The 24,646-nt window shown below is 68.1% G+C and carries 18 protein-coding genes; 13 read left to right on the top strand and 5 right to left on the bottom strand.

Annotated elements, in window-relative coordinates; genetic code table 11:
• Positions 1-56 precede the first annotated feature (56 nt).
• The 6 genes from DESTE_RS14960 (at position 57) to DESTE_RS14935 (ending at position 7,065) form a co-directional block, all read left to right on the top strand.
• On the top strand, positions 57-647 hold the full coding sequence (locus DESTE_RS14960) for a hypothetical protein (RefSeq protein WP_035068400.1): 591 nt from the start codon (positions 57-59) through the stop codon (positions 645-647).
• Positions 648-2,360 carry a tetratricopeptide repeat protein gene (locus DESTE_RS14955; protein WP_035068398.1) on the top strand — a complete coding sequence of 571 codons (1,713 nt, stop codon included), beginning with the start codon at positions 648-650 and terminating at the stop codon, positions 2,358-2,360.
• Between the two features lie 521 nt (positions 2,361-2,881).
• On the top strand, positions 2,882-4,081 hold the full coding sequence (locus DESTE_RS14950; protein ID WP_035068395.1) for an aminopeptidase: 1,200 nt from the start codon (positions 2,882-2,884) through the stop codon (positions 4,079-4,081).
• 326 nt (positions 4,082-4,407) lie between these two features.
• Positions 4,408-4,731: a hypothetical protein gene (locus DESTE_RS14945; RefSeq protein ID WP_035068393.1), complete on the top strand. Its 324-nt coding sequence runs from the start codon at positions 4,408-4,410 to the stop codon at positions 4,729-4,731.
• Between the two features lie 323 nt (positions 4,732-5,054).
• Positions 5,055-5,981, top strand: a complete 927-nt coding sequence (locus DESTE_RS14940) for a pirin family protein (RefSeq protein ID WP_035068390.1) — start codon at positions 5,055-5,057, stop codon at positions 5,979-5,981.
• Positions 5,982-6,120: 139 nt separating this feature from the next.
• Positions 6,121-7,065: a YceI family protein gene (locus DESTE_RS14935; RefSeq protein ID WP_035068388.1), complete on the top strand. Its 945-nt coding sequence runs from the start codon at positions 6,121-6,123 to the stop codon at positions 7,063-7,065.
• Between the two features lie 219 nt (positions 7,066-7,284).
• Here the strand turns inward: DESTE_RS14935 and DESTE_RS14930 are convergent, their stop codons facing one another.
• Together DESTE_RS14930 and DESTE_RS14925 are read right to left on the bottom strand one after the other, a co-directional pair.
• Positions 7,285-7,617 (bottom strand): PilZ domain-containing protein, encoded by a 333-nt coding sequence (locus DESTE_RS14930; RefSeq protein ID WP_035068385.1) that lies wholly within the window; start codon positions 7,615-7,617, stop codon positions 7,285-7,287.
• Between the two features lie 251 nt (positions 7,618-7,868).
• Positions 7,869-8,840 carry a tetratricopeptide repeat protein gene (locus tag DESTE_RS14925; RefSeq protein ID WP_084559492.1) on the bottom strand — a complete coding sequence of 324 codons (972 nt, stop codon included), beginning with the start codon at positions 8,838-8,840 and terminating at the stop codon, positions 7,869-7,871.
• A 562-nt stretch (positions 8,841-9,402) separates the two neighbouring features.
• Between DESTE_RS14925 and DESTE_RS14920 the strand changes: the two genes are divergently transcribed.
• The 7 genes from DESTE_RS14920 to acs all read left to right on the top strand — a co-directional run bounded on the left by DESTE_RS14920 (position 9,403) and on the right by acs (position 21,303).
• A complete protein-coding gene (locus DESTE_RS14920; RefSeq protein WP_035068382.1) occupies positions 9,403-10,827 on the top strand; it encodes a sensor histidine kinase in 1,425 nt (474 codons plus the stop codon).
• Between the two features lie 524 nt (positions 10,828-11,351).
• Entirely contained in the window at positions 11,352-12,083 is a 732-nt protein-coding gene (locus tag DESTE_RS14915) for an amino acid ABC transporter ATP-binding protein (protein WP_015946413.1), read from the top strand.
• Positions 12,084-12,302: 219 nt separating this feature from the next.
• A complete protein-coding gene (locus DESTE_RS14910) occupies positions 12,303-13,130 on the top strand; it encodes a transporter substrate-binding domain-containing protein (RefSeq protein ID WP_035068379.1) in 828 nt (275 codons plus the stop codon).
• 191 nt (positions 13,131-13,321) lie between these two features.
• Positions 13,322-15,112 carry an amino acid ABC transporter permease gene (locus tag DESTE_RS14905; protein ID WP_035068377.1) on the top strand — a complete coding sequence of 597 codons (1,791 nt, stop codon included), beginning with the start codon at positions 13,322-13,324 and terminating at the stop codon, positions 15,110-15,112.
• A gap of 394 nt (positions 15,113-15,506) precedes the next feature.
• Positions 15,507-17,531 carry a methyl-accepting chemotaxis protein gene (locus DESTE_RS14900; protein WP_035068374.1) on the top strand — a complete coding sequence of 675 codons (2,025 nt, stop codon included), beginning with the start codon at positions 15,507-15,509 and terminating at the stop codon, positions 17,529-17,531.
• A gap of 497 nt (positions 17,532-18,028) precedes the next feature.
• Positions 18,029-19,162 (top strand): LytR/AlgR family response regulator transcription factor, encoded by a 1,134-nt coding sequence (locus tag DESTE_RS14895; RefSeq protein WP_035068372.1) that lies wholly within the window; start codon positions 18,029-18,031, stop codon positions 19,160-19,162.
• A gap of 2 nt (positions 19,163-19,164) precedes the next feature.
• Complete coding sequence (acs, locus tag DESTE_RS14890; RefSeq protein WP_245590868.1) at positions 19,165-21,303, top strand: acetate--CoA ligase; 2,139 nt, start codon at positions 19,165-19,167, stop codon at positions 21,301-21,303.
• Positions 21,304-21,735: 432 nt separating this feature from the next.
• Here the strand turns inward: acs and DESTE_RS14885 are convergent, their stop codons facing one another.
• The 3 genes from DESTE_RS14885 to DESTE_RS14875 all read right to left on the bottom strand — a co-directional run bounded on the left by DESTE_RS14885 (position 21,736) and on the right by DESTE_RS14875 (position 24,329).
• The gene (locus DESTE_RS14885) at positions 21,736-22,551 is read right to left on the bottom strand and encodes an ABC transporter ATP-binding protein (protein WP_245590867.1); all 816 of its coding nucleotides are present in this window, start codon (positions 22,549-22,551) and stop codon (positions 21,736-21,738) included.
• A 47-nt stretch (positions 22,552-22,598) separates the two neighbouring features.
• The gene (locus tag DESTE_RS14880; RefSeq protein ID WP_035068369.1) at positions 22,599-23,294 is read right to left on the bottom strand and encodes an ABC transporter permease; all 696 of its coding nucleotides are present in this window, start codon (positions 23,292-23,294) and stop codon (positions 22,599-22,601) included.
• Between the two features lie 213 nt (positions 23,295-23,507).
• Complete coding sequence (locus DESTE_RS14875) at positions 23,508-24,329, bottom strand: ABC transporter substrate-binding protein (RefSeq protein ID WP_035068366.1); 822 nt, start codon at positions 24,327-24,329, stop codon at positions 23,508-23,510.
• Positions 24,330-24,646: the final 317 nt, after the last annotated feature.

Here is a 24,646-nt window from a genome sequence, read left to right as displayed (position 1 = left end):
CGCCCCGCGGCGAACATGCATGCGCCGCGCACCGCGCTCCGCGCACAGGAGGAACAATGCTTCGCCACAACGTCTCGCGCACCCTCGCTGCGCTGCTGCTGGTTCTTGCCGCGCTGGCCCTTTCGGCCTGCGCCCCCGGCAATTCGGTCCGCCTGCTCTACTCGCCGCCCGATGCCTCCGTGCTGCCCGATCCTTCCGCCCCCCGCGTGACCGTGGTCATGTTCGAGGACAAGCGCCCCGTGGTGCAGGTGGGTGAACGCAAGGACGGCACCTCGTTCGTGGCCTCGTCCACGGTGTCCGACTGGGTCAGCCGCTCGCTGGCCGACGAACTGGCCCGCCAGGGCCTGCAGGTGTCCTTTGCCCTGACTCCGGAACAGGCCCGCGCGGGCGGCCCCGACTACATCGTCACCGGCGTGGTCAACGAGGTGTGGCTGAAGGAACTGAAGACCACCGAGTTCAGCACCTCCATGAAGCTGGCCGTTTCCGTGTCCGACTACACCAAGGTGCTGTACACCGAGCATCTTTCCGGCGGCCAGTCCAAGCAGGTTCTTCCGGCCTCCGACGTGGCCGAAAAGCTGCTGGCCGAAACCCTGCGCGACGTGCTGCAACCCGCGGCCCGCAAGATTCAGAGCACCGTGAAGAAGTAGATGCGTCATTCCGGACGGGCGGCGCCGGGCCTTGCAACGGGCCCGGTGCCGCCCCCTTCCGCCTGCCTCCGCACCGGGCTTGCCCCGCTGCTCTGCGGCATCGCCATCCTGCTGGCGACAGCCGCCACCGCGCACGCCGCCAGCACCGTCACGGTGCCTTTCGGCGGCGGCCTGCGCAAGGAATCCGCCATCGTCATCGCCCGCTCCGCCGCGCGCCTGGCCGCGCTGCGCGAAGGGATGCCCGCCCTGCTGGAAGGTTCCGCCGCGTCCTTCGCGGCCCTGGCCGCGCATGATCCGCAACGCCGTCTGGCCGTGGCATCCGCCGTGCTGACCACCCGCGTCGTCGACGCAAGGGTGGAGGGCTACCCCCCCGAAGTCCGCGTGGCCGTGACTGTTCTGGCCGACCCGCCCGCGCGGGCGGAACCCGCCGCAAACGCTCCCCGACCTGAGGCCGGAGACGGCGCGGGCGCGGCCACGGGGCCTGCCCCGCGAGATACGCTGGCGCCCGATGCACTGCCAGACGCGCTGCCCGATGCGGCGACGTCACCGACTTCACCGTCTTCCGAACCCGCCCCAGCTTCCGCCCCCTCCCGGACAGGAGAGGCAGCATCGGACGCCACGTTGCCGACATCAGCGGGGGCCGCCCCCGTGCCGGATACCGCCGATGCCGTTCGCGCCGTGCTGCGCAACGACCCGCTGCTGGAACTGCACGAAGAGGTGCTGCGCCGCGAGGCCGCCCTGACCGAAGAGGCGCTGGACGCGGCCCAGGCCACCGCCCGCCACGTGGCGCGCCACGGCGGCGACGACGAAAGCCCCTTCGCCCAGCGGCTGGGCGCGCTGGCCCGCTCGCTGGAGGCGCTGGAACTGTACCGCGCCTGCCTGTCCGGCATCCCCGTCGGCACGGGCGCTGCTGGCGGGCAGGCAAACGGCGGACAGCCCACCAACGGACAGACTGCGGACGGACAGACTGCGGACGAACCAGCCTCTTCCACCGCCCCGCCCACTGTCACCCCCACGGGCGCCACCGTGGGCGGCTGGGGCCTTGCGCCGGAGGCCATGCTGCGCCACATGCGCCGCGCCGTCTCGCTGGATACGCGCAACCCGCTACTGTGGAATGCGCTGGGCGAGGCCCTGCTGCTGCTCGACCGCCCGCAGGACGCCATGGAAGCGCAGGACCGCGCCCTGAAGCTGTGGCCCGGCTTCGCCCGCGCCCTGCACGCACGTGCCGTGTGCCATCTGCGCTTGCAGATGCCCGCCCTGGCCGTGGCCGACGCAACGGCCGCCATCCGCCTGCGGCCCGATGTGGCCGCCCACTGGCGGGTACGCGGGGCGGCGTGGCAGGTACGCGGCGAACCCGGCCCCATGTGCGACGATTTCTACCGGGCCTGTGCCCTGGGCGATTGCGAGGGGCTGAGTCTGGCACGGGGACGCGGGCAATGCCGCCCGTCAACGGACGGGACGGCTGCACCGCGCGCGGACGGCGGCCCGAACGGAAGCAACGCCACCGCCACGCCCGAAGCCATGCCTGACGCCACCCGGAACGCTGCGCAGGACGTGGATACGTTCAACGAGCATGTTCCGTCCGGTGAACACTCCCCCCCGACGCCCCCCCGGGCACAGGACGCTACGGACGGCACGCCGCGCGACGCCGGACGGGATGCCAGCCTGTACGAACTGCCGGACGACAGCCCGGCCCCGCGCACACTGCCCTGAGACATGGCCCCCTGTGGTATGGCCTCCTGTGATATGGCCGGATGCGCCCCTCGGGCGTATTGGCCGTACCACCCCGAATGGCGCAGAACCGCCGATGCAGGTATGATGGGCTGGATATAACGCTGGATATGGCGGACGGGGCATGGCGGGCCGGACGGGATGCGCGGGCCTGCCGTTGCCGGTGTCCGGCATCCCCATCGGCCCCGCGCGGCCATCCCGTCCCCCTCTCCCCGCCGGACGCGGCAAAAGTGGTCGGCCGCGCTCCGAGGGGCTGGAACGCGGCCGACGCTGCAAGGGGGAGGATGAGTGGCCGGGTTGCCCGTGCCGCGTCCCTTCGGGGATACGCATGCTGCCGTACGTATCCCGATTCCCGTACGCGGGTACGGAGCGGGGCGGCGTGGAGACCGTAAACGGGTTTCCGGGGCACCACGCGTCCACTCTAGCACGGCATGATGCCCCGGCAATGATAACTTCGCCGCGCGGCGACATCTTTGCGCACCGCGCACCCATTGGAGCACGCCATGTACGATGCCGAAACCCTGGAAAAATATGCCGACGTCATGTTGTGGGGCCTGGCGCGGGGCCGCCGCGCCCCCTTGCGCAAGAGCGACTTCGTGCTGGTGCGCTTCGACCTGCCGGGCCTGCCCCTGGCCGAGGAACTGTGCGGCAGGCTGCACGACATGGGCATGATTCCCGTGCCGCGCATGCAGCCCACCCCGCGCATGGAGCACGACCTGTACGCCAAGGCCAACAACAAGCGCCTGACCACGCTGATCCCCGGCGAGCGCGACCTGTACAGCCACCTTGGCGGATGCATCACCATCATCGCGCCGGAATCGCTCACCCATCTCGCCTCCATAGAACCGGAACGCATCGCCATGGCCCAGGCCGCCCGCCGCCCGTTGCAGGACATCGCCCACCTGCGCGAGGACATGGGCGCCTACGGCTGGACCCTGTGCATCTGGCCCACGGCGGCCCTGGCCGGGCAGGCCGGGCTTTCGCTGGCCGACTACGCCGACGAGGTGCGCCGGGCCTGCCTGCTGGGCGAGGCGGACCCTGCCGCCACCTGGGCCCGCGTGGCCAGACAGGCCGAGAGCATCCGCACGAAACTGGACGAACTGGGCGACGCCACCCTGCACGTGGAGGCCGAGGGCACCGACCTGCGCCTGCGCGTGGGACGCATGCGCCGCTGGGCCGGGGTGACCGGGCGCAACATTCCCAGCTTCGAGTTGTACGTCTCGCCCGACTGGCGCAGCGTGGAGGGCGTGTACACCGCAGATCTGCCGTCGTTCCGTTCCGGCAACATCGTGCAGGGGGTGCGGCTGGAATTCCGGCAGGGCCGGGTGGTGCGGCTGGATGCCGAACAGGGCGAAGGCTTTGCCACCGGGCAGCTGAACAGCGACCCCGGCGCGGCCATGCTGGGCGAATTCGCCCTGGTGGACCGGCGCTTCTCGCGCATCACCCGGTTCATGGCCAATACCCTGTACGACGAGAACCACGGCGGCCCGAACGGTTCCATGCACGTGGCCCTGGGCCAGTCGTACGCCAACACCTTTTCCGGCCCGTCCGACGAACTTACCGCCGACGCCCGGCGCGACCTGGGCTTCAACAGTTCCAGCCTGCACTGGGACCTGGTGGCCACCACCCCGCGCAGGGTTACCGCCGTCACGCCGGGGGGCACGCGCGTGGTGGTCTACGAGGACGGGGAGTTCCGGTTGTAGAGGGAGAGGCGGGGGAGATTTTCCGTACGCCTCCGGCGGGCAAGGACGGCAGCCGTTATGCAAGTCTTCGAGCATTACGGATGGCGATCGCAGCGCGGACGTTGTCCCCTGCACCCCTTGATTGGGTTGTCCAGGTTGTGAGCAATGTCATGATGGGGGTGCAGGGGACGGCAGCCGTTAGGTGAGCGAAGTGAACCTTACGGATAGCGATCGCAACGCGCGCAGCCTCCTGCCCGCCGGAGGCACGCAAAAAAACGGTTATCCCCCGCGCCAAAGGCGCACGGAAAACATCCACCGACAGCAGGACACACGCAAAGGATCCCGGCATGGCCCGCGACATGATTCAGGAAAAGGTTTACGGCTCAGTGTGGCCCGCCGGGCAGGACATGCTGCGCGCGGCGGCCTCGGCCATCGGCGAGGAATGGGTGGAACTGGAGGGCGACCTGTTGCGCATCGCCTACGAAGGCCCGTACTGCGACGCGCAGGAACTGGCCGATGCCATTGCCCCCCACCTGACCCCGGACTGTCAGGGCCGCATCGACCACATCGACATGGACGCCTGGCGGCTGACCCGTTTCCTGATCACCGGCACGGAGATGAAAAAATCCAACGCCGGACTGAACCACGTGCTGGCCTATTCCGGGCACTAGCGGAATGGGGGCACGGCGACCGCCCGCCCCCCACATCACCGTCCTGCCTCCACCGCCCGCGCCTCTCTCGCCTGTGGCCCGTCTGGTTCTCGTCTGGTTCTCGCTGCCCGTCTGCCTTGCGGCCTGTCCCGTTTTCGCGCCCTCCTCCAATATTCCTCCCGCGCCTTGCCCCCGCCCGCACGCTGTGCCAAGGTGGCGCAGGGTCCGTGGCGCGCGCTGCCGTCTGGCGGCTGCCCCATCATTTGACGACTGCCCGGCGACTGCCCGACGACGGCCACGGCCCGCGCGACACACGGCCATCACCACAAGAAGGGAGGCACGCCATGCCGAGAAACGTCGAACTCGTCCTGCACGGGGAACCGGTCACCGAAGGCGCAGGCGTGCGGCTGCGCCGCATGTTCGGCTACTACGAGGCCCCCATGTTCGACCCGTTCCTGCTGCTGGACGACTTTCGCTCCGACAGGCCGGAGGACTTCATCAGGGGCTTTCCGTGGCACCCGCACCGGGGCATCGAAACCATCACCTACATCCTGCGCGGCGACGTGGAACACGGCGACAGCATGGGCAACAAGGGGGTGATTTCTTCCGGCGACGTGCAGTGGATGACGGCGGGCAGCGGCATCATCCACCAGGAAATGCCCAAGGGCGACGCGCATGGGGCCATGCACGGGTTCCAGCTGTGGGCCAACCTGCCCGCCAGCCACAAGATGATGGAGCCGCGCTACCGCAGCATCACGGCGGATGAAATCCCCGTGGCGCAACTGCCGCAGGGCGTGACGGCCAAGGTCATCGCCGGGACGGTTCCCGGCGCGGCGGGACCGGTGACGGGACCAGCGGCGGACATCGTCACCGACCCCGGCTACCTGGACCTGACCATTCCGGCGGGGGTGACCCACGAGCACCCCGTGCCGCACGGGCATACCGCCATTGCCTACGTCATCGACGGCACGGGAGTGATTATCGGGACAGTCGGGGAGACGGCAGGGGAAACCGCCGTGGCCAACCGAACCCTGGCGCTGTTCAAACGGGCCGACGGCGCACACGCAACAGAGGGCAACGACACCGTGGCCTTCCGGGCGGACGCGGACGGCCTGCGCCTTCTGCTGTTCACGGGCCGCCCGCTGGGCGAGCCCGTGGCATGGCGCGGCCCCATCGTCATGAACACCGACGCGGAACTGGAAACGGCGTTCCACGAGGTGCGGGCGGGCACCTTCATCCGCCATCCGACACCTGGCGGGCTGGACCGATAGAAGCCCTCGCGCCGCATCCGCCCCGGCCAACACGCCCCGTCGGCCATGCCCGCCAGATGAAGGGCAAGGGCCGACTGAACCAGACGGAGCCAGACGGGAACGGACGGTGAACGCGCGGCGACAGGCAAAAGGAGGCGACATGACCACGGGGCACACGGTTCGCAAGATCGGGCTCGCGGCAGCGCGGGCCTTCGTGGAAGGGCGCACGGGCATCGTCCTGGACGTGATGGTGCCGGAGCACTTCGAGCAGCGGCACATCCCCGGCGCGGTGCAGGCCTGCGTGCACGAGGTGGTGTTCTGCGACGCCGTGGCCGCGCTGGCCCCGGACCGCACGGCGCCAGTGCTGGTCTATGGGGCGGGCGCGGGCTCGCTGGACGGACGCATGGCGGCGGAAAAGCTGCTACGCCAGGGGCACGCCGACGTGCGCTGGTTCGCGGGCGGGCTGGAGGCATGGTGCGGCGCGGGCCTGCCGCTGGAAGGCAACGCCCCCCATGTCCGCCCGGATGCGCACCCGCCGGTGGTCATGCCCGATGGCCGGTATGCGCTGGACGCGGCGGCTTCCGTCATCCGCTGGACAGGCCGCAACGACAACGGCGCGCACCACGGCACCGTGAACTGCGCCGGGGGGACGCTGGCCTTCTCGCGCGGGCGCGGCACGGGCGATCTGCGCATGGACATGCGCACCATCCGGGACCTGGACATTGCCGACGACGCGCTGCGCCCGGTGCTGGAAGCACATCTGGCCTCGGACGACTTCTTCTTCACCACCCTGTTCCCGCAGGCCGCGCTGGAGGACATGGCCCTCACGCCGCTGCCCTCGGCCACGGCCACCACCCCCAACTACCGGCTGGCAGGGCTATTCATCCTGCGGGGCGTGCACAGAAAACTGGCGCTGAACGTGGCCGTGCGCAGCCTCGGCGATGCGGGCGGTCTGGCCCTGGCCGGGCACTGCGACCTGGATCGCACCCGCTGGGGCGTGCTGTACGGATCGGCGCGCTTCTTCAGGCACCTGGGCTACCACCGGGTGGATGACGCCATCTCGCTGGATTTCCGGCTGGTGTACACACCTGCCGGGCGTCGGTGACGGAACGCGAATGACGGATTGCAACGACACAACAGCAACGGCCGGGCGAAAAACCGCCCGGCCGCGTGCGTCCGTTACGGGGATGAGAACGGAGAAAGGCAGGCGAACCCGAGACATCGGAAAGACGGGCAACGCGGAGCGGAGCCGATGGCCAACGGGTGTGCCCCGGCCCCATGGCGCCCCTGACCCCGCAGAAGTCGGGGCAGAAGTCAGGCCGGTTCAGCAGACCTCGTCCAGCATGTCCATGATGTCGTCCACGTTGAAGGGCAGCACATCGTCGAAGCAGATGCCCGCCTGCACGCCGCTGCACCAGGCCACCCGGCCCTGCGCCCCTTCCAGGGCATCGGCCAGGGCCTTGGGCACCTCGACCAGGTTCACCACTTCGCCAAAGGGCAGTCCTTCCGTCGCGCAGAAGGGGGGCAGTTGCAGCATCACCCCGCCCGCGCTGATGTTGCCGAGCATGCACGGCAGGTCTCCGGCGTCGCGGCGCAGGGTGACGAAACAGGGGCAATCCAGTTGCAGCCGGGGAAAGACGCGGCGGTCGTCGCTCATGATTTCTCCTTGCCGGATGGGCCACGGGGTCATGCCGCCGGGGCCGGGTGCTGCGGCGGTGCCGCCGTGATTCGTCAGGATGCCGCCATATTCCGTTATGTTCCGTTATGTCCCGTTATGTCCCGTTGTATCCCGCTGTATCCCGCCACATTCCCACGTTGCCCAGCAAAAGGCGAACACGACCTGTGCGAGGAATGAACGGGACAGGCGCTCGGGATGACTGCCCCCGTTCCGCGCGGGACCGGGAACCGTCATGCGCCGGAGCGGGCTGCCCCCGAAGTGCCCGCCTCGGGCGCAGCCGATGCCGCATCATCCGGATCGGCGTTGTCAGGGTGAGACTTGTCCGGGCCAGATTCCGGCTGAGACGCGTCTGGCGCCTCGCCCCCTTCGGACCCGCCGGAGCGCATCCCGGTCAGGACAAAGCGCAGGAACTGCTCGGCCACGGCCAGCCCCGGATTGGCCGCCAGCGCGCGGCGCAGGCAGTCGGCGGCCTTCTGGGGTCGCCCCGTCTCGTAGTACACCCGCGCCAGATTGAACAGGATGCGGTCTTCCTGGCCGCTCACGGCCAGTGCGCGCTCGTAATAATATTCCGCCGCCGCGTAATCGCCGCGCTTGCGCAGGCCAATGGCCACCCCGGCCACGCGGTTCTGGAAGTCGGGCACCATGCGCAACTGGCGCATGCCCGCCAGCATGGCCCGCAGGTCGGGCACGTCGTGCGCGCGGGGCACCAGCCCCGGCCTGCCCCGCAGCACGGCCAGCAACCCGTCCAGCACGCGCAACTGGTCGAAGGGCAGGGCCAGCGGGCTGAACTGCTCCACCGAAAAGGGCACGTCAGCGGGCAAGTCGTCGATATAGGCGGCCAGCGCCTCGGCTGCCGGGCGGATGAACTTTTCGTAACAGTCCGTGTCGGGCAGGAAGTGCTCGATGAAATCGGCCTCCGGCAGATCCTTCACCAACCCCGAGGGCAGATGCGCCTCGGTCAGTGGTTGCAGGATGTACCGCCCGCCGTCTGCCTTCCCTGCCTGACTTCCCAGTCCTGCCTGACTTGCCAGTCCTGCCTGACTTGCCCGTTCCGGCTGGCCCGGCCCGGCGGGGCCCTCTGCCCCGTCGGCCTGACAGGCGGCCAGCCAGTAGATCTTTTGCGAAACTTCCCTGCTCGTGGTGCCCATGCCCGTGCGCTCGGTGCGCATGGAAACATACACCCCCAATACCTGCGGCACCATGTGCCCCCCTTCGCGCGCGTGTCTGACCGCTTGCCCAGACTGGCTCTGCCGGACTGGTCCTGCCAGCCTGGCTCGACCGGACTGGTTCTGCCAGAGGCTCGGCCAGACTGGTCCTGCCGGATTGGTCGGGCAGCGTTCCGTGGCCCCCGGCGGTGCACCGGGGCAGTCCGCGCACCGCGCGTTTCCGATTCTTCACGGGGTGATGGCATGGCCCGCCCCGCCGCGTCAATGAGACTTGGGAATCCCCCGCGAGCGCCATGCACCACCGGCACGTCAACCATTCGCGGGCTCTGCATCCCCCCGCACGTGCACGTGCTCCGCAGCCATGCGCAAACCCGGCCCGAACCCTTGGCGCGGCGCATGAAATGATGCATGATGGCAGCGGACCAGCAGCCATCGGATGCCCCGCCCTCCACCGGCCAACGCTCGGCATGCGACGCCTCCGTCACCTGCCCCGAGCGGACCGCCAAACCGGGCCGCCCCAACGCCGGAACGTTCCGGTTACGGGCGCCCGCACGGCCCCCGAAAGCCCCGCAGGCCGCGGGTTGCCCAGCAGGTTGTCATGACGTCCGAACAGCCCCCCGCCCCCCCAGTTCCGCCGGTCCCACCGGTCCCCCCCAATCCGCCGTCCAATTCCTCTCCCCCCGCTCCGCCGCCCGTGCTGGGCCCCGACCACGTTTCCGAACGCGTCCGGGCCAAGCTGGCCGACTACACGCGCTACAACTTCAGCGCGCGGCGGATCTGCGCCTTCAACGTGTTCTTCGACCTGGCCCAGGAATTCGACGCCCTGCCCGACCTGTACGCCCTGGCCGTGCTGGTGCCGCGCATCCTGTTCGACATGCAGGCCGAGCTGTACGTGCTGGACGCCTCGGGCGTTCTGGTGCGCCGCAATCCGGACATGCCCCCCTTCGCGGACAACCCGCCCCAGCGCGACCACTTGGCGGAAGGGCCGCACATGCAGGACGGGCAGTACCGCATCCCCGTGCGGGGTCGCCATGCCGACCGCGAAAGCCTGCCCTTCACCCCCGTGGGCGACGTGCTGGGCATGATGGTGCTGCACCCCGCAGCCCCCCTTACCGATCACGACCGCTTCTACTACGAAAAATACGCCAACCGCGTGGGGTTCCAACTGCACAACAGGCTGCTGCACATGAAGAACCGCGAGCACATCCGGTTCATCCGCAGCCTGGTGCACGACATCGGCCACAATGTCATCGTACCCAACATGTACTTCAAGCTGCTGTTCCGGCAGCTGGAAGGCAAGATACAGGCCATGGGCGAACTGCGTGAAACCCTCAGCGCGGGCGGGCGCATGCCCAGCGGGCCAGAGGCGGAGGCCATCCGCCAGTTGGGCTACCTGCACGAGCGGCTGGACGAGCAGTACCGCGAAATCTATCGCCATTTCCTGCAGTCCAGCCTGTTCCTGGAAACGCTGCTGCGCCAGAGCCACTTCGACCAGGGGCACTACGTGCTCCAGAAGACGGAAATCGACATCGCCCAGCGCGTGGTGCTGCCGCAGTTGGAACGCTTCCGGGCGCGGCTGGAGGAAAAGGGCATCACGGTGCGCATGAACATGCGCCCGGACTGCGAGCACGTGCGCGTTTCCGCCGACGTGGGGCTGATCAGCCAGGTGCTGGCCAACCTGCTGTCCAACGCGGTGAAGTACACCCGCCCCACGCCGGGCGCGAGGCGCCTGGCCGTGCGCTGCCGCATCTGCCGCGTGGCCGACGCCTTCGGCCCCGGCAAGCCCGGTGCGCGGGTGGAGGTGTTCACCACCGGCCCTGCCGTGGCCGATGACGACTCCCCCCACCTGTTCGAACCGGACTTCCGGGGGTCCAACACCCTTGGTGAATACGGCACCGGGCACGGCCTGCACTTCGTGCGGGAAATCGTGGACCTGCATGGCGGGCGCGTGGGCTACGAGGCGCAGGAAGGCGGCAACGCCTTCTTCTTCCTGCTGCCCTGCGACACCCCGCCCCGCGATTGACCGTGATCTGGCCATGGACCGGCTTTCCCGGACCGTGCTCATTGGCCGGACTGCACTCATTTCCCGGACCGTGCTCATTGACCGGGCCAGACCGATCGCCCCCGGCGGGCCCATGCGCCCGGCCAGGCAATTGCCCGTGCCGTGCGCTCTGCGGGCGCGCGTCGGCTTTGCACACCTGCCGTGGCACACACGCAAATGACAGGGGCGCCCCCGTCTGGCGCTGACAATTTCGCAAAACCGCGGCCCGGCATGCGGACCGCAACGGCCTTTACCTGTGCCAACCACCCGCCATCAAGGGCGATATCCGGCGCGGGCCTGTCGCACGTTTGCGACGCAACGCCGTGAATTGAAACATTAATGTCAAAAGCGTAACTCCACGGGTTGCCCGTATTCCCGTATTCTGCTACTTCGCAGGCGCGGGGCGCGTCGGCAGCCGCCATGGCATCATCCATCCGGCAGCCACACCGCGTACAACCGTGCGCAAGACCGCCCCAGCCCGCCCAGACCGAACCGTGGAGCACCGCGTGATCAAATTCGACCATGTGCACAAGTGGTACGCCAGCGGACTGCATGTGCTGCAGGATATCACCCTTGAAATCAAGCAGGGCGAGGTTGTCGTCATCTGCGGACCCAGCGGGTCCGGCAAGAGCACGCTGATCCGCTGCATCAACAAGCTGGAGCCCATCCAGAAGGGCCACATCGTCGTCGACGGCGTGGACATCAACGACCCGCGCACCAACCTCACCATGCTGCGCGCCGAAGTGGGCTTCGTCTTCCAGCAGTTCAACCTGTATCCGCACATGACCGTGCTGGAAAACATCACCCTGGCCCCGTTGCTGGTGCGCAACACCCCCCGCGCCGAAGCCGAAAAAACGGCCATGGAACTGCTGGAAAAGGTGAACATTCCCGACAAGGCGGGCGCCTACCCCGGCCAGCTTTCCGGCGGGCAGCAGCAGCGCGTGGCCATCGCGCGCGGCCTGGCCATGAAGCCGCGCATCATGCTGTTCGACGAACCCACCAGCGCGCTGGACCCGGAAATGATCAACGAGGTGCTCGACGTCATGCGCCAGCTTGCCCGCGAGGGCATGACCATGGTCTGCGTGACGCACGAAATGGGCTTTGCCCGTGAAGTGGCCGACCGGGTCATCTTCATGGATCAGGGCGTCATGGTGGAAGAAAACACCCCCGAGGCGTTCTTCAGCAATCCCGTCCACGACCGCACCAAGGAATTTCTCAGCAAGATTCTGACGCACTAGGGGCTGCTTTCACCAGAAGGCAGCCCTGGCTTGTTCAGCCTTGAAGACGATTTTCCGCGCTACGCATTGCCATGACACGTCCGCCGTGACGTGTTCCGACCGTTGAGCCTTTCTTGCCGTTGTCGGCCCGCCGCCCCTTTTGCCGAAGGGGCCGCAGCCCCGCAAGGGGCCTGCCCGCATGTGCGGGGGCCGTGGGCAACCCAAAACAGGGAGAAGGATATGCGCTTGGTCAAACTGCTTGCAATGGCTTCGGCCCTTACCGTGCTGATGGCCTCCGTGGCCATGGCCGGTCCGGTCTTCGACCGCATCCAGAAGGAAAAGAAGATCCGCGTCGGCATCATGACCGACTCCATCCCCGGCGCCTTCTACAATGAAAAGGGCGAATGGGGCGGCTTCGACTACGACATGGCCACCGAAGTGGCCAAGCGCATGGGCGTGGAAATCGAACGCGTCCAGGTCAACAACAAGACCCGCATCGCCCTGGTGCAGTCGGGCCAGATCGACCTTTCCGTGTCGAACATGACCCACACCCGCGAGCGCGACAAGTCGGTCGACTTTTCGCTGACCTACTTCTTCGACGGCCAGAAGATCCTGTCCAAGAAGGGCCAGTTCAAGTCCGTGAAGGACATGGTGGGCAAGAAGATCGCCACCATGCAGGGCACCACCTCTGAAGTGAACGTGCGCCGCGCCCTGAAGGAAGCGGGTGACCCCAACGCCGAAACCAACGTGATCTCCTTCCAGAAGGAATCCGAGTGCTTCCAGGCGCTGCAGAACGGCCGCGTGGTCGGCTGGTCCACCGACGCCTCGATCCTGGTCGGCTACGCCGCCAAGACCCCCGGCCAGTTCGAACTGGTGGGCGACTTCCTGTCCGACGAACCCTACGGCATGGCCATGCCCCAGGACGATTCCGCCCTGCGTGACGCCGTGAACGCCGCCATCCAGGACATGTGGAAGGACGGCACCTACAAGAAGATCTACAACAAGTGGTACGGCCCGGGCACCCCGTTCGAAATGCCGCTGGCCGGCCAGATCGAAATGTGGCCCTAACCGACCACACCTGCTGAACATTGTGCGCAAGCCCGGCCCGTCCGGGCTTGCGTATTGTTGAAGACCCGCGCATCAGCGCGCGGACGGGCGGCAACCCTGCGGCCGCACGCCCGCACAAGCACCACGACCACGCACGCGCCGCCGCCACCGCACCCCGCAGGGGCACGGCGCGCCCCTCTCCGGAACGGCACATGATCCGATACTGGCTGGAAAAGACCTGGGTCCAGAACGCAGTCCTCATCTCGCTGGCGGCGTTCGCCATCTACTACTGCGGCTGGGTCTTCGACTTCGGCTACGAATTCAAGTGGAGCATGCTCTTCACGCGCAACGAGACCTACGGCGTGGTCATGGGCGCGGAAATCCTGAAGGGCCTCGCCAACACGGTGCGCATCTCGCTGATCAGCTCCGCCCTTGCGCTGCTGCTGGGCACCATGCTGGGCCTCGCGCGGCTTTCGCTGTTCCGCCCGCTGCGGGCCACGGCCACCTGCGTCATCGAATTCTTCCGCAACACGCCGCTGCTCATCCAGCTGTTCTTCTGGTACTTCGCCTTTCCGGCCATTCTGCCCGACAACGCGCGCGAGGCGCTGTTCTCCATCCAGTTCGAGTTCTGGTGCGCCACCATCGGCCTGTCCATCTACACCGCCTCGTTCATGGCCGAGGTGATCCGCGCCGGGCTCCAGTCCATCCCCAAGGGGCTGCTGGAAGCGGCCTACTCCTCGGGCCTGTCCTATTTCCAGGTGCTGCGCACCATCATCCTGCCGCTGGCGTTCCGGGCCATCATTCCGCCGCTGGGCAGCGAGTTCCTGAACAACATGAAGAACTCGTCGCTGGCCATGGTGGTGGGCGTGGCGGAACTTACCTGGCATGCCCAGCAGGTGGAATCGCTGACCTTCAAGGGCTTCGAGGCCACCAGCGCCGCCACGGTGCTGTATCTTTCGCTGTCGCTGATCATCTCGTTCATCCTCAACGGGGTGAACGGCCGCATGCGGCTCGACACCGCCCCCAGCCGCTCGGTGCCGGTGCTGGCGGTGGGCGCGCTGCTGGCGCCCTTGGGGCTGCTTCGCCGCCTGTTCATCCGGCCCGTCACCCGCGCCCTGCGGGCCCGCCGCCGCTCCGCCGCCCAGACCACCTACACCCCGCTGGCGGCCATGCTGCACCAGCTTGGCGGGCACGCCGCCCGCGCCGCCGTGCTGGCGGGCAAGGGGCTGTTCGTGGCGTTGCTGGCCGGGCTGTTCTATTCGGTGGGCAAGGGACTGCTGGGTTTCCAGTGGCACGTGGTGTTCGAGAACCTGCGTTCCCTGCTCATCTGGCACTTTCCCAACGGGCGTTCGGATGAAATGTTCCTGGGCCTTGGCGGCCTTGCCTATTCGCTGCTGATGGCCGTCATCGCCATTTCGGTCAGCTTTCTCATCGGGCTTGCCGTGGGCGTGGGGCGCTCGTCGTCCAACCGGGTGTTCCGCATCCCCTGCCTGCTGTACATCGAACTGATTCGCGGCAACCCGCTGATCATCGTCATCTTCTGGGTGTACTTCTTCATCCCGGTCATGTTCGGCACCACGCTGAACGTGTTCTGGTCGGCCACGTGGGCGCTGACGGCCTTTACCGGCGCCTACATCGCCGAAATCGTGCGCACCGGCATCCAGAACATCCCCGCCGGCCAGCTGGAAGCGGCCTATTCCACGGGCCTCACCTACCTGCAGGCCATGCGCAAGATCGTGCTGCCCCAGGCCCTGAAGCAGATGATTCCCGCCATCGTGGGCCAGTTCATCGCCATCTTCAAGGACACCTCGCTGGCCTTCGTGCTGGGCGTGCTGGAACTGACCTTCGTGGCCCAGGGCATCAACAACCGCCTGATGGTCCACCCCATGGAGATCTACGGCACGGTGGCCTTCCTCTACTTCATCTGCTGCTACTCCATGTCGGTGTTCGCGGCGCGGCTGGAACGCAGGCTGTCGCCGGAAAAGATCAGCCTGCGCATGTAGCGCGCCGGGCGCACCGCGCCTCGCCCCCCGTTTCCCTGATCCATCGCTGCCCACAAAGCCCCCGCCGTCCTTCTCCGGAAGCGACGCGGGGGCTTTCTCGTGGTGCGGCAAATGCCCGCGCCGATGCCTTCCGCCGCCCTCCAATACCATTGAGACACCGTTCCCTGCACACTGATAACCGAAAGCAGCGACTGCAAACTTGAAGCAACAGCTGCAACCTCAAGGAGGCAGCAGAAGGGGCTTCCGCACGGCGGGGGGCCCGTCTTCACGCCGCAATGCCGCGCCATTGCCTGCCCCAAGGGTATGGCACGCCCCTTGCTCACTACGGATGGTCCTTCGTGCCCATCCGCAAGAATCACGCCCATTCGTGCACCCCTTCCGCAAGGAGACGTCCATGTCGCACCGGCTGTCCAGCGTACGCGCCCGCATCCTGCTGCTTGCCGCCTGCGGCATCGTGGCCACCGGTCTGGTGGCGGCCATCGCCCTGCACGCCATGAGCGCCATCCGCGCGGACTTCACCGGGGTGACCCAGCACAGCCTGGCCGGCAAGATCGCCACCCTGTCCATCGGCAAGGATCTGAACTACGTCAGCCGCCTTACCCGCAACATCATGCTGGGCAGCAACCTGGAGAAGGACCTGGCCGGGCTGGAACGCACCGCCGCCTCCATCCGCGAAGGGTTCCGCGGGCTGAACCGCGCCGCAGCCAGCGAAGAGACCCGGCGCAAGGTGGCCGAGGCCGAGGATTCCACCATGCGGTTCGTGGAGGACGGCATGACCTTCGTGCGGGGGCTGGCCCAGCTGCCCCCGACGGACCGGCATCTGCGCTACCCGCAGTACCACGCCTCGGCCACGCCGCTGGCGGAGGCCTCGCGCAGGCACTTCGACGCCCTGGTGACCGACGCCGACGCCTCGTACGCCGAAAGCCTGGCCCGCTTCGAACACGACCTGGCCGCCGGGCGGATCCGGGTGCTGCTGCTATCCGGCGGCGTGGTGGCCGCGCTGTTGCTGCTCGGCTGGTGCATCGTGCGGGCCATCGTGCGCCCGCTGGACCGGGCCACCGCCTATGCCCGTGCCGTGGAGGGAGGCCGCTACGACGATCTGACCGAGGACGAGGCCCGCGCCTTTTCCGGTGAAGTCGGCACCCTTGTGGGCGTCATGCGGGCCATGGTGGCCCGGATCCGCCAGCGCATCGGCTTTGCCCAGGGGGTGTTGCACAGCCTGCCGGTGCCCTGCGCCATCCTGAACACCGACGGCACGGTGCAGTGGGCCAACGACGCCCTGGCCGCGCTGTCGGGCCGAAGCGGCTCTGGCACATCACTGGCGGGCCAGCCCGGCGCGCGCGCCCTGCCCACCCCGCATGCCGCCGCCATCTGCGACGACGCCCTGCGCCGCAACAGGCTGCGCCGGGCCGATCTGCCCCTGGACGACGAGGGCGAACGCGGCGCGGACATGACCGCCTGCCCCGTGCACGATCTGGACGGCAATCCCCTGGGGGTCATGGCCTGCCTGGTGGACGTTTCCGAACTGCGCCGCCAGCAGCGCCTGGTCATGGAACGCAACGAGGCCCTGGCCGAGGCCGCCGACAACGCGGGCCGGGTGGGCGGCGACGTGGTGGACGCCGCGCGCCGGGTGGACGAGAGCGTGCGCGAATCGCTGCGCCGCTCGGACATGCAGCAGGCCCGCACCGCCGAGGTTTCCGTGGCCGTGGAGCAGATGAACGCCACCGTGGCCGAGGTGGCGCGCGGGGCCACCGATGCCGCAGGGTCCGCCGACGAGGCCCTGCGCCGCGCCGCCGAAGGGCGCGAGGTGGTGCAGCGCGCCGTGGCCGCCATTGCCGAGGTGGACGAGACGGCCCGCAACCTGCGGAACGAAATGGGCGACCTGGCGGGCAAGGCCGAGGGCATCGGGCGCATTGCCGGGGTCATCAGCGACATCGCGGACCAGACCAACCTGCTGGCGCTCAACGCCGCCATCGAGGCGGCCCGCGCGGGCGACGCCGGACGGGGATTTGCCGTGGTGGCCGACGAGGTGCGCAAACTGGCCGAAAAGACCATGACCGCCACCCGCGAGGTAGAGGAATTCGTGCGGGCCATCCGCGAAAGTTCCGGCCGCAGCGTGCGCGCCACGGAAGAAACCACGGCCATCGTGGGACGGGCCACGCAACTGGCGTCCGGCGCGGGCGAGGCCTTGGCGGCCATCCATCACATCGCCACCGACACGGCGGACCGGGTGCGGGCCATCGCCACGGCCAGCGAACAGCAGTCCGCCGCCAGCGAGCAGATTGCCCGCTCCACCACCGAAATTCGCGGGGCTGCGGACGAAACCGGGGCCGCCCTGCGCGGCATTGGCGCGGCCATGGACGACGTGCGCCGCATGAGCGCCGATCTGGCGGCCATTGTTGCCGCCATGCAGAACTGACACGCCACCGGCTTGGCGCCAAGCCAGAAACTGCCGACGGGCATGGCGGACCATGCGCCAACGGTCCACCTCCCTGGGTGCGGAGCCGCCGCTCCGCGCGCACGGTCCGTGCGCCCCATGCCCGTCCCCTGCGGGGGCCCCGTGCGACGCGGGGCCCCCGCTTCCGGTTGCGGCTGCCCGCATGGCGCAGGGCATGCTGCGCCCCCTCCATGGTTGTTCGCACAACCTTTCCCTGCGCAACCTGCCGCCCCTTTTCAGATTCCCGTGGCGCATGTACAGTGCACGGTGAATGGCATTGTTCCGGGCGCATGGACGCGGTCATGTCGAGCGGATTCTGCCGACTGGTTCCGCTGCCGGATTCCGACGGACCGTTCCCGGTGCGGTCCGCCCCGGCCCTGCCAGCACAACGGCTGCGCCCCGCCGCCCATGGTCCGCCCCCCATGGTCCTCCCCCTGTCACGACGATCTCGACTGGCCCGACGGGCACGACGGTCATACATGACACGCCTGAACACCCTGCTCGCCCACCCCGACCCGGAAGTGCGCCAACGCCTGCGCCGTCTGCTGGCGCCCGTGCCCTTCCTGCGCGTGCTGGGCGAGGCCGTGGACGGCGACGAGGCCTGGGCCCTGCTCGACGCCCTGCCCTACGGGGTGTTCTTCACTGGTGTGGACCTTGGCGGCGAGACATCGGGCCTGGAACTGGCCCGCCGCCTGCTGGGCCGCCGCGACCGCCCCGCGCTGGTGTTCATTGCCGGGGACGAAAAGCTGGCCTTCGAGGCCTTCGATCTGGACGCCACCGACTACCTCATCTTTCCCTGCCCGGACGAACGCTTTCAGCGCACCGTGGGTCGGCTGGACCAGTTCCGCGCCAACTTCCGGCTGGCCCCGGAACCGGGGGCCCGCTGGCGCGAGCCGCATCAGGCCCAGCAACCGCAGCAGGACCAGTCCGCGCAGCCAGCCCCAGGGGATACGGACCACCCATCACGACCGCAGCCAGCCAATTCCGTTGCGCCTGTACAGGCAACCGCCGCCCGCCCGGATACCCCGGCAGCCGCTGCCACAGCCGCTCCCCCATCCGCCGTGCGCGCGGCCATCGCTTCCGGCGACATCGAACCCCTTGGCAGTTGGCAGGACGGCTGGCACGAGGAATGGCGCGACGACGGGCATGCCCCCGGCAGTCCGGAAGACGGCCCCCCGGTGCAGACCCTGCAACTGGCGCTGGGTGACGAGGAGCAGGACAGCTTTCTTTCGGCCCTGGGCTCGGCCTGGGACTACACCAGCCGCTTCCGCCCGGTGGAAATCGGCAAGCTGGCCATCACCCAGGACGGCACCACCATTCTGGTGCCGTACAACGAAATCGTCTTCGTGGAGGCCTACGAGGACTACAGCTACGTGCACACCTCCACCGACAAGTATCTGACCTCGTACCGGCTGAAGGTGCTGGAAGGCAGGCTGCGCCCGCACCGGTTCTTCCGGGTGCACCGCAAGTATCTGGTGAACCTGGACATGGTGACGGAAATCGCCTCGGTGCCGGGCGGCAACTGCATGCTGCGCACCATGGGCCGCACCCGCATCGAACTGCCCATCAGCCGCAGGCGGCTGGGCGAACTGAAAGAGATACTGGGGCTTTAGCCATGCCGCGCCGCAAACTTCCCGCACAGCCTTCCGCAGCGCCGGACACTCCGGCCCACACCGCGCCCGGCATCGGCCCCGACGTGCTGACCGACGTTGCACCCGGCGCGTCTGGCGTGTCTGGCGCGCCCGATGCACATGACGATGGCGCCCTGCCTTCGGCCACCGTGCCGCCCCTGCGCGACCTGCCCTTTACCGGCGGCACCATTGATGCCCTGCTGCGCGAGGAACGCGTGTTCCGCCCCCTGCCGCAGGTGGTTGCCGGGGCCGTGGTCAACCCGCAGGACGTGGCCCGCGCCCGCGCCCGCGCCGCCGCCGACCCGGACGGCTACTGGGAAGAAGCGGCGGAAGAGCTGGAATGGTTCCGCCGCTGGGACGCGGTGCACGACGGCGGCAACGCCCCCTTCCACCGCTGGTTCACCGGCGCGCGCTGCAACATCGTGCACAACGCGCTGGACCGGCACATCGAAACCGGCACCAAGAACCGCCTGGCCCTGATCTGGGAAGGCGAATCGGGCGACACGCGCAGCTTCACCTACTATCAGCTGTACCGCGAGGTGAACCGCTTGGCCAACGCGTTGCGCGGCCTGGGCGTCGGCAAGGGCGACCGGGTGATCATCTACATGCCGCCCCTGCCGGAAACGGTGTTCGCCATGCTGGCCGCCGCCAAGATCGGCGCGGTGCATTCCACGGTGTTCGGGGGCTTTTCCGCCCGCTCGCTGCGCGACCGCATGGAGGACGCCCGCCCCGCCGTCATCGTCACGGTGGACGGCTTCTATCGCAATGGCCGGGTCATTCCGCTGAAACCCATCGCCGACGAAGCAGTGCGCTCCCTGCCGCCCGACCTTGCCGCCGGGGTGCGCCACATGGTGGTGGTGCACCGCGCCCACGTGGAAACGCCCATGACCGAGGGCCGCGACATCTGGTACCACGATGCCGTGCGCGGGCAGCACCACGAGGCGCTGACCGAGATCATGGACAGCACCGACCCGCTGTTCCTGCTGTACACCTCCGGCACCACGGGCAAGCCCAAGGGGCACGTGCACGCCCACGGCGGCTACATGGTGGGGGTGCACCGCACCATGCGCTGGGTGTTCGACGTGAAGCCCACGGACATCTTCTGGTGCACGGCGGAACCAGGCTGGATCACCGGGCACAGCTACGTGGTGTACGGACCGCTGATGGCGGGCACCACCACGGTGCTGTACGAAGGGCACCCCCTGTACCCCGAACCGGGGCGGGTGTGGTCCATGGTGGAACGCCTGGGCATCACCATCCTGTACACCGCGCCCACCCTGGTGCGCATGCTGATGCGCCACGGCGCGCAGCACGTGGCCCGGCACGACCTGACCACCCTTCGCCTGCTGGGCACGGTGGGCGAACCCATCAGCCCGGAAGCGTGGCTGTGGTTCCACCGCCACGTGGGGCGCGGGCGTTGCCCGGTGCTGGACACCTGGTGGCAGACGGAAACCGGCATGATCATGCTCAGCCCGCTGCCCGTGTCGCTGCTGAAGCCGGGCTCGGTCACCCGGCCACTGCCCGGCATCGAGGCCGACGTGGTGGACGAGCACGGCCAGCCCGTGGGACCGGGGCGCGGCGGCCTGCTGGTGCTGAAGCGCCCGTGGCCCGCCATGTCCTGCGGGGTGTACAACGACGACGAAAGCTACCGCCGCCTGTACTGGGAACGCTTTCCCGGCTGGTACTGCACCGGCGACGTGGCCCGCCGCGACGAGGACGGCTACTTCTGGATTCAGGGGCGGGCCGACGACGTGCTGCTGATCGCCGGACACCGCATTGGCACGGCAGAGATGGAAGCGGCGCTGGCCTCGCACCCCTCGGTGGCGGAATGCGCGGTCATCGGCGTGCCAGACGCCCTGCGCGGCGAGGTGGCCAAGGCCTTCGTGGTGCTGGTGGACGACCACCCGCCGCTGGGCACCATGGTCAACGCCGACGACCTGGCGACCGAGTTGGTGGAGCACGTGCGGCGCGAACTGGGACCGGTGGCGGTAATCCGCGAGGTGTCCTTCCGCGAGGGACTGCCCCGCAACCGCAGCGGCAAGATCATGCGCCGGGTGCTGCGCAGCGAGGAACTGGGCAGGGACACTGGAGATTTGTCCACGCTCGAGGATGGATATGTATAACCAGTGACGGCGGGGGAGGGGACTTTCCTGCCTGCGCAGGCTCCAACACGCACCAATTCCCGTTCCGTTCCGACCACGCGCACCCTCGCCATGCAATACCACGGCCTGTACCCGGCGCTTGCCTTCGCGGGGAGCCGGAAGAATCGCGCCACGGGCCAAACCCGCACCAACCGTCATCTCTAGAAAAATCACGCCAGAGTCTAAAGTTTTTTGAACAGGCTTTCACGGTCCTGAAAACCAGTCTACAACTTCTGGACATCGGACAGCCGACGCCCCGAAGGGCCGAAATGCGAACGCCGCCCCACTCGCATGGTGGGGGCGGCGTTCGCTTCATTCTCTGGATGTCGGGCGCACGGGGAGGAGCCGCGCGGCAATGCCGGGCGCGCTCGAAGAACGGGCACTGCGGCGGACAGGGGCCTGCCCGTGCCAGGGCTACCCTTCCACCAGCCCCCGCCGCACCTTCAGGATGCGGCCCGCCAGCGGTTCCAGCCAGTCGCGGTCGTGCGAGACCACGATGACCGTGGTGCCCCGCCGGGCCACGGCGCGGGCGGCGTCGGCGATGCGCGCGGCGCTTTCCTCGTCCAGGCTGGCCGTGGGTTCGTCCATCAGCAGCACGCGCGGCGAAAAGGCCAGCCGGGCGGCCAGGGCCACGCGCTGGGCCTCACCGCCGGAAAGTTCGAACCAGCGGCGGCGCAGGAACACGTCCGGGTCCAGGGCCACCAGTTCCAGCGCCGCACGCACGGCATCCGCCGTTTCGTGCACGCCGCGCCCGGATCGCAGAGACAGGCCGGACCACCCGGCCCGCCCGGACCGCACTGTCAGGCCGAAGGCCACGTTGTCGTACACGCTGCGACGCAACAGGTAGGGTTCCTGCAACAGCAGGGTCACCGAACGGCGCAGATCCGCCGTGCGCGCTGAAGACAAAGGCCCCACGGCTTCACCCGCAAAGTGCAGTCCGCCCTGGCAGGGGGCGTCCAGCAGGGCCAGCAGGCGCAGCAGGGTGGACTTGCCCCCGCCGTTGGGCCCCACCACCCCGGTGATGCCCCCGGCGGCGATGTCCAGCCGGGGCACGTCAAGCACGGTGCGTTCGCCGTACCGGCACACCACGTCCTCCAGCCGATAGAGCGGCTGGTGACAACGGGCGCACAGCACGCCGGAACTCGACTCCGCAGCGGACTGCCCGCTCGATGCCGCATCCGGCAAGGGTTCCAGTCCCGCCGCAGGGGCATCATCGACAAGCTCGGACATGCGCATCTCCGAAGACGTCGGGGGCGCATTTCGCATCTCGGGTCCGCTCATCGCCCGGCCCTCCTGCGCAACCCCGCCAGCACAAGGTTCAGCAGCAGGGCAATGGCCAGCAGCACCAGCCCCAGCGCGATGCCCAGGGCGTAGTCGCCCTTGCCCGTTTCCAGCGCGATGGCCGTGGTGATGGTGCGGGTGTGCCACTTGATGTTGCCCCCCACCATCATGGAAATGCCCACCTCGGACACGATGCGTCCGAAGGCCGCAACCCCAGCCAGCATCAGGTGGTAGCGGGTTTCCCACAGGGTGGCGAAAAGCATCTGGCGCCCATCGGCCCCCAGGGTGAGCAGGGTCAGGCGCAGGCGGGCATCGGCCTGTTCCACGGCCAGCGCGGTCATGGCCATGACGATGGGTATTCCCAGCAGCGTCAGGCCCACGGACATGCCGGGAATGGTGAACAACAGTCCCAGGCCGCCCAGCGGGCCCTGCCGCGACAGCAGCAGGTACACCAGCAGGCCGATGACCACGGTGGGGAAGCACAGCGCCGTATCCACGGCAATGCGCACGGCCCGGCGACCGGGAAAATCGTGGTAGCCGATCAGGAAGCCCAGCGGCGCGCCGATGGCAAGGCACGCTGCAATGGACATTCCCGACGCCGCAAGGGTGATCCACACGGCGGAGAAGGTTTCGGCATCGCCCCTGACCAGAAGGTGCAGGGCGGTGGCAAGGCCGTCGAGCAGATAATCCATGGGGCTGGGGTCTCCTTGCGGGGGACTCTATACGCCATCCCATCCTGTCGGCAACGGGGGCAACGGGACAGCCTGCGGGCGAACGGGACTGCATACGGCACAGCGACGGACAAAAGCCGCCACCTCTCCCGCGCCGCAGGCACGGCGGCTCCCATGCGAAGGCGGCGGAACGGCTCTGCCGCCCCGCCGCCGGGTATGCACCTGCGACGCGGTTTACTTGCCCGCGTTGGGCGTAAACAGCGGCTTTTCCATCAGCTTGAAGTCGGCAATGCGCTTCTGGGTGGAGGGGCTGGCCATCCACTTGGTGAAGGCGTCGGCCAGGTCGGCCTTGGCCGAGGGGCACTTGCCCGGGTTCACGGTGATGGAGCTGTACTGGTTGAACAGCTTCTGGTCCTTTTCCACCACGATGGCCAGCGGCCCGGCTTCCTTCAGGCCCGCCTCGTACTTGATCCAGGTGCCCCGGTCGGTCAGGGTGTAGCCGTTCTTTTCCGCGCACATGGCGATGGTGCGCATCATGCCCTGCCCGGCTTCCACGTACCATTCCTTGCCTTCGGGCACGCCCACGCCGGTTTCCTTCCACAGGCGCAGTTCCAGCGCGTGGGTGCCGGACTTGTCGCCGCGGCTGATGAACGGGGCCTTGCCCGCGGACAGGGTCTTCATGGCCTCGGCCACGGTCTTGCCCTTCACGCCCGCCGGATCGGCCTTGGGGCCCACCATAACGAAATCGTTATACATCAGCTGGGTGCGGTTAATGCCGAAGCCATCGCCCACAAACTTGGCCTCTGCCACGGGGTCGTGCACCAGCAGCACGTCCACGTTGCAGCTGCGGCCCATTTCCAGCGCCTTGCCGGTGCCCGTGGCTGTAAACTTGAGCTCGATGCCCGTTTCCTTCTGAAAGGCGGGGGCGAGGTCGTCGAGCAGGCCGGTATCGGCGGTGCTGGTGGTGGTGGCCATCATCAGCACCTTGTCCGCCGCCATGGACTGCGCGGGCAGCAATACGGTGAACAGGCAAAGAACGAGAAGCAGACGACGCATGGCATCCTCCGGGGTTGTCGTTTGGCGTTGGTCGTTGTCGTTGGGTGTCCGGTCCTTCTCCAATGGGCTTCATTGTTAGCAGCCTAAACAGTCACGAAACAAGTAGAAAACGTGCACAAGGATTGACACCATCAATCCTGAATAGCGACTGAAACAAACCAATCATTACCTATAAAATCTTCTCAAAACCAATAGCTACCAAAACAAACATGCTGAAAAAAACAGATCGAAGTGCCCGAACGTGGAAATGGCGGCCAACTTCTGCCCCTTCCAACTCCGTACACAGGCATGCCCCCGCCTCCGGTGGTCACGTCGGG

It is taken from the genome of Nitratidesulfovibrio termitidis HI1 (assembly GCF_000504305.1).
Lineage (GTDB): Bacteria > Desulfobacterota > Desulfovibrionia > Desulfovibrionales > Desulfovibrionaceae > Cupidesulfovibrio > Cupidesulfovibrio termitidis.
The sequence above is the reverse complement of the archived record's forward strand: the minus strand, read 5'-3'. Positions and strand labels throughout refer to the sequence as shown.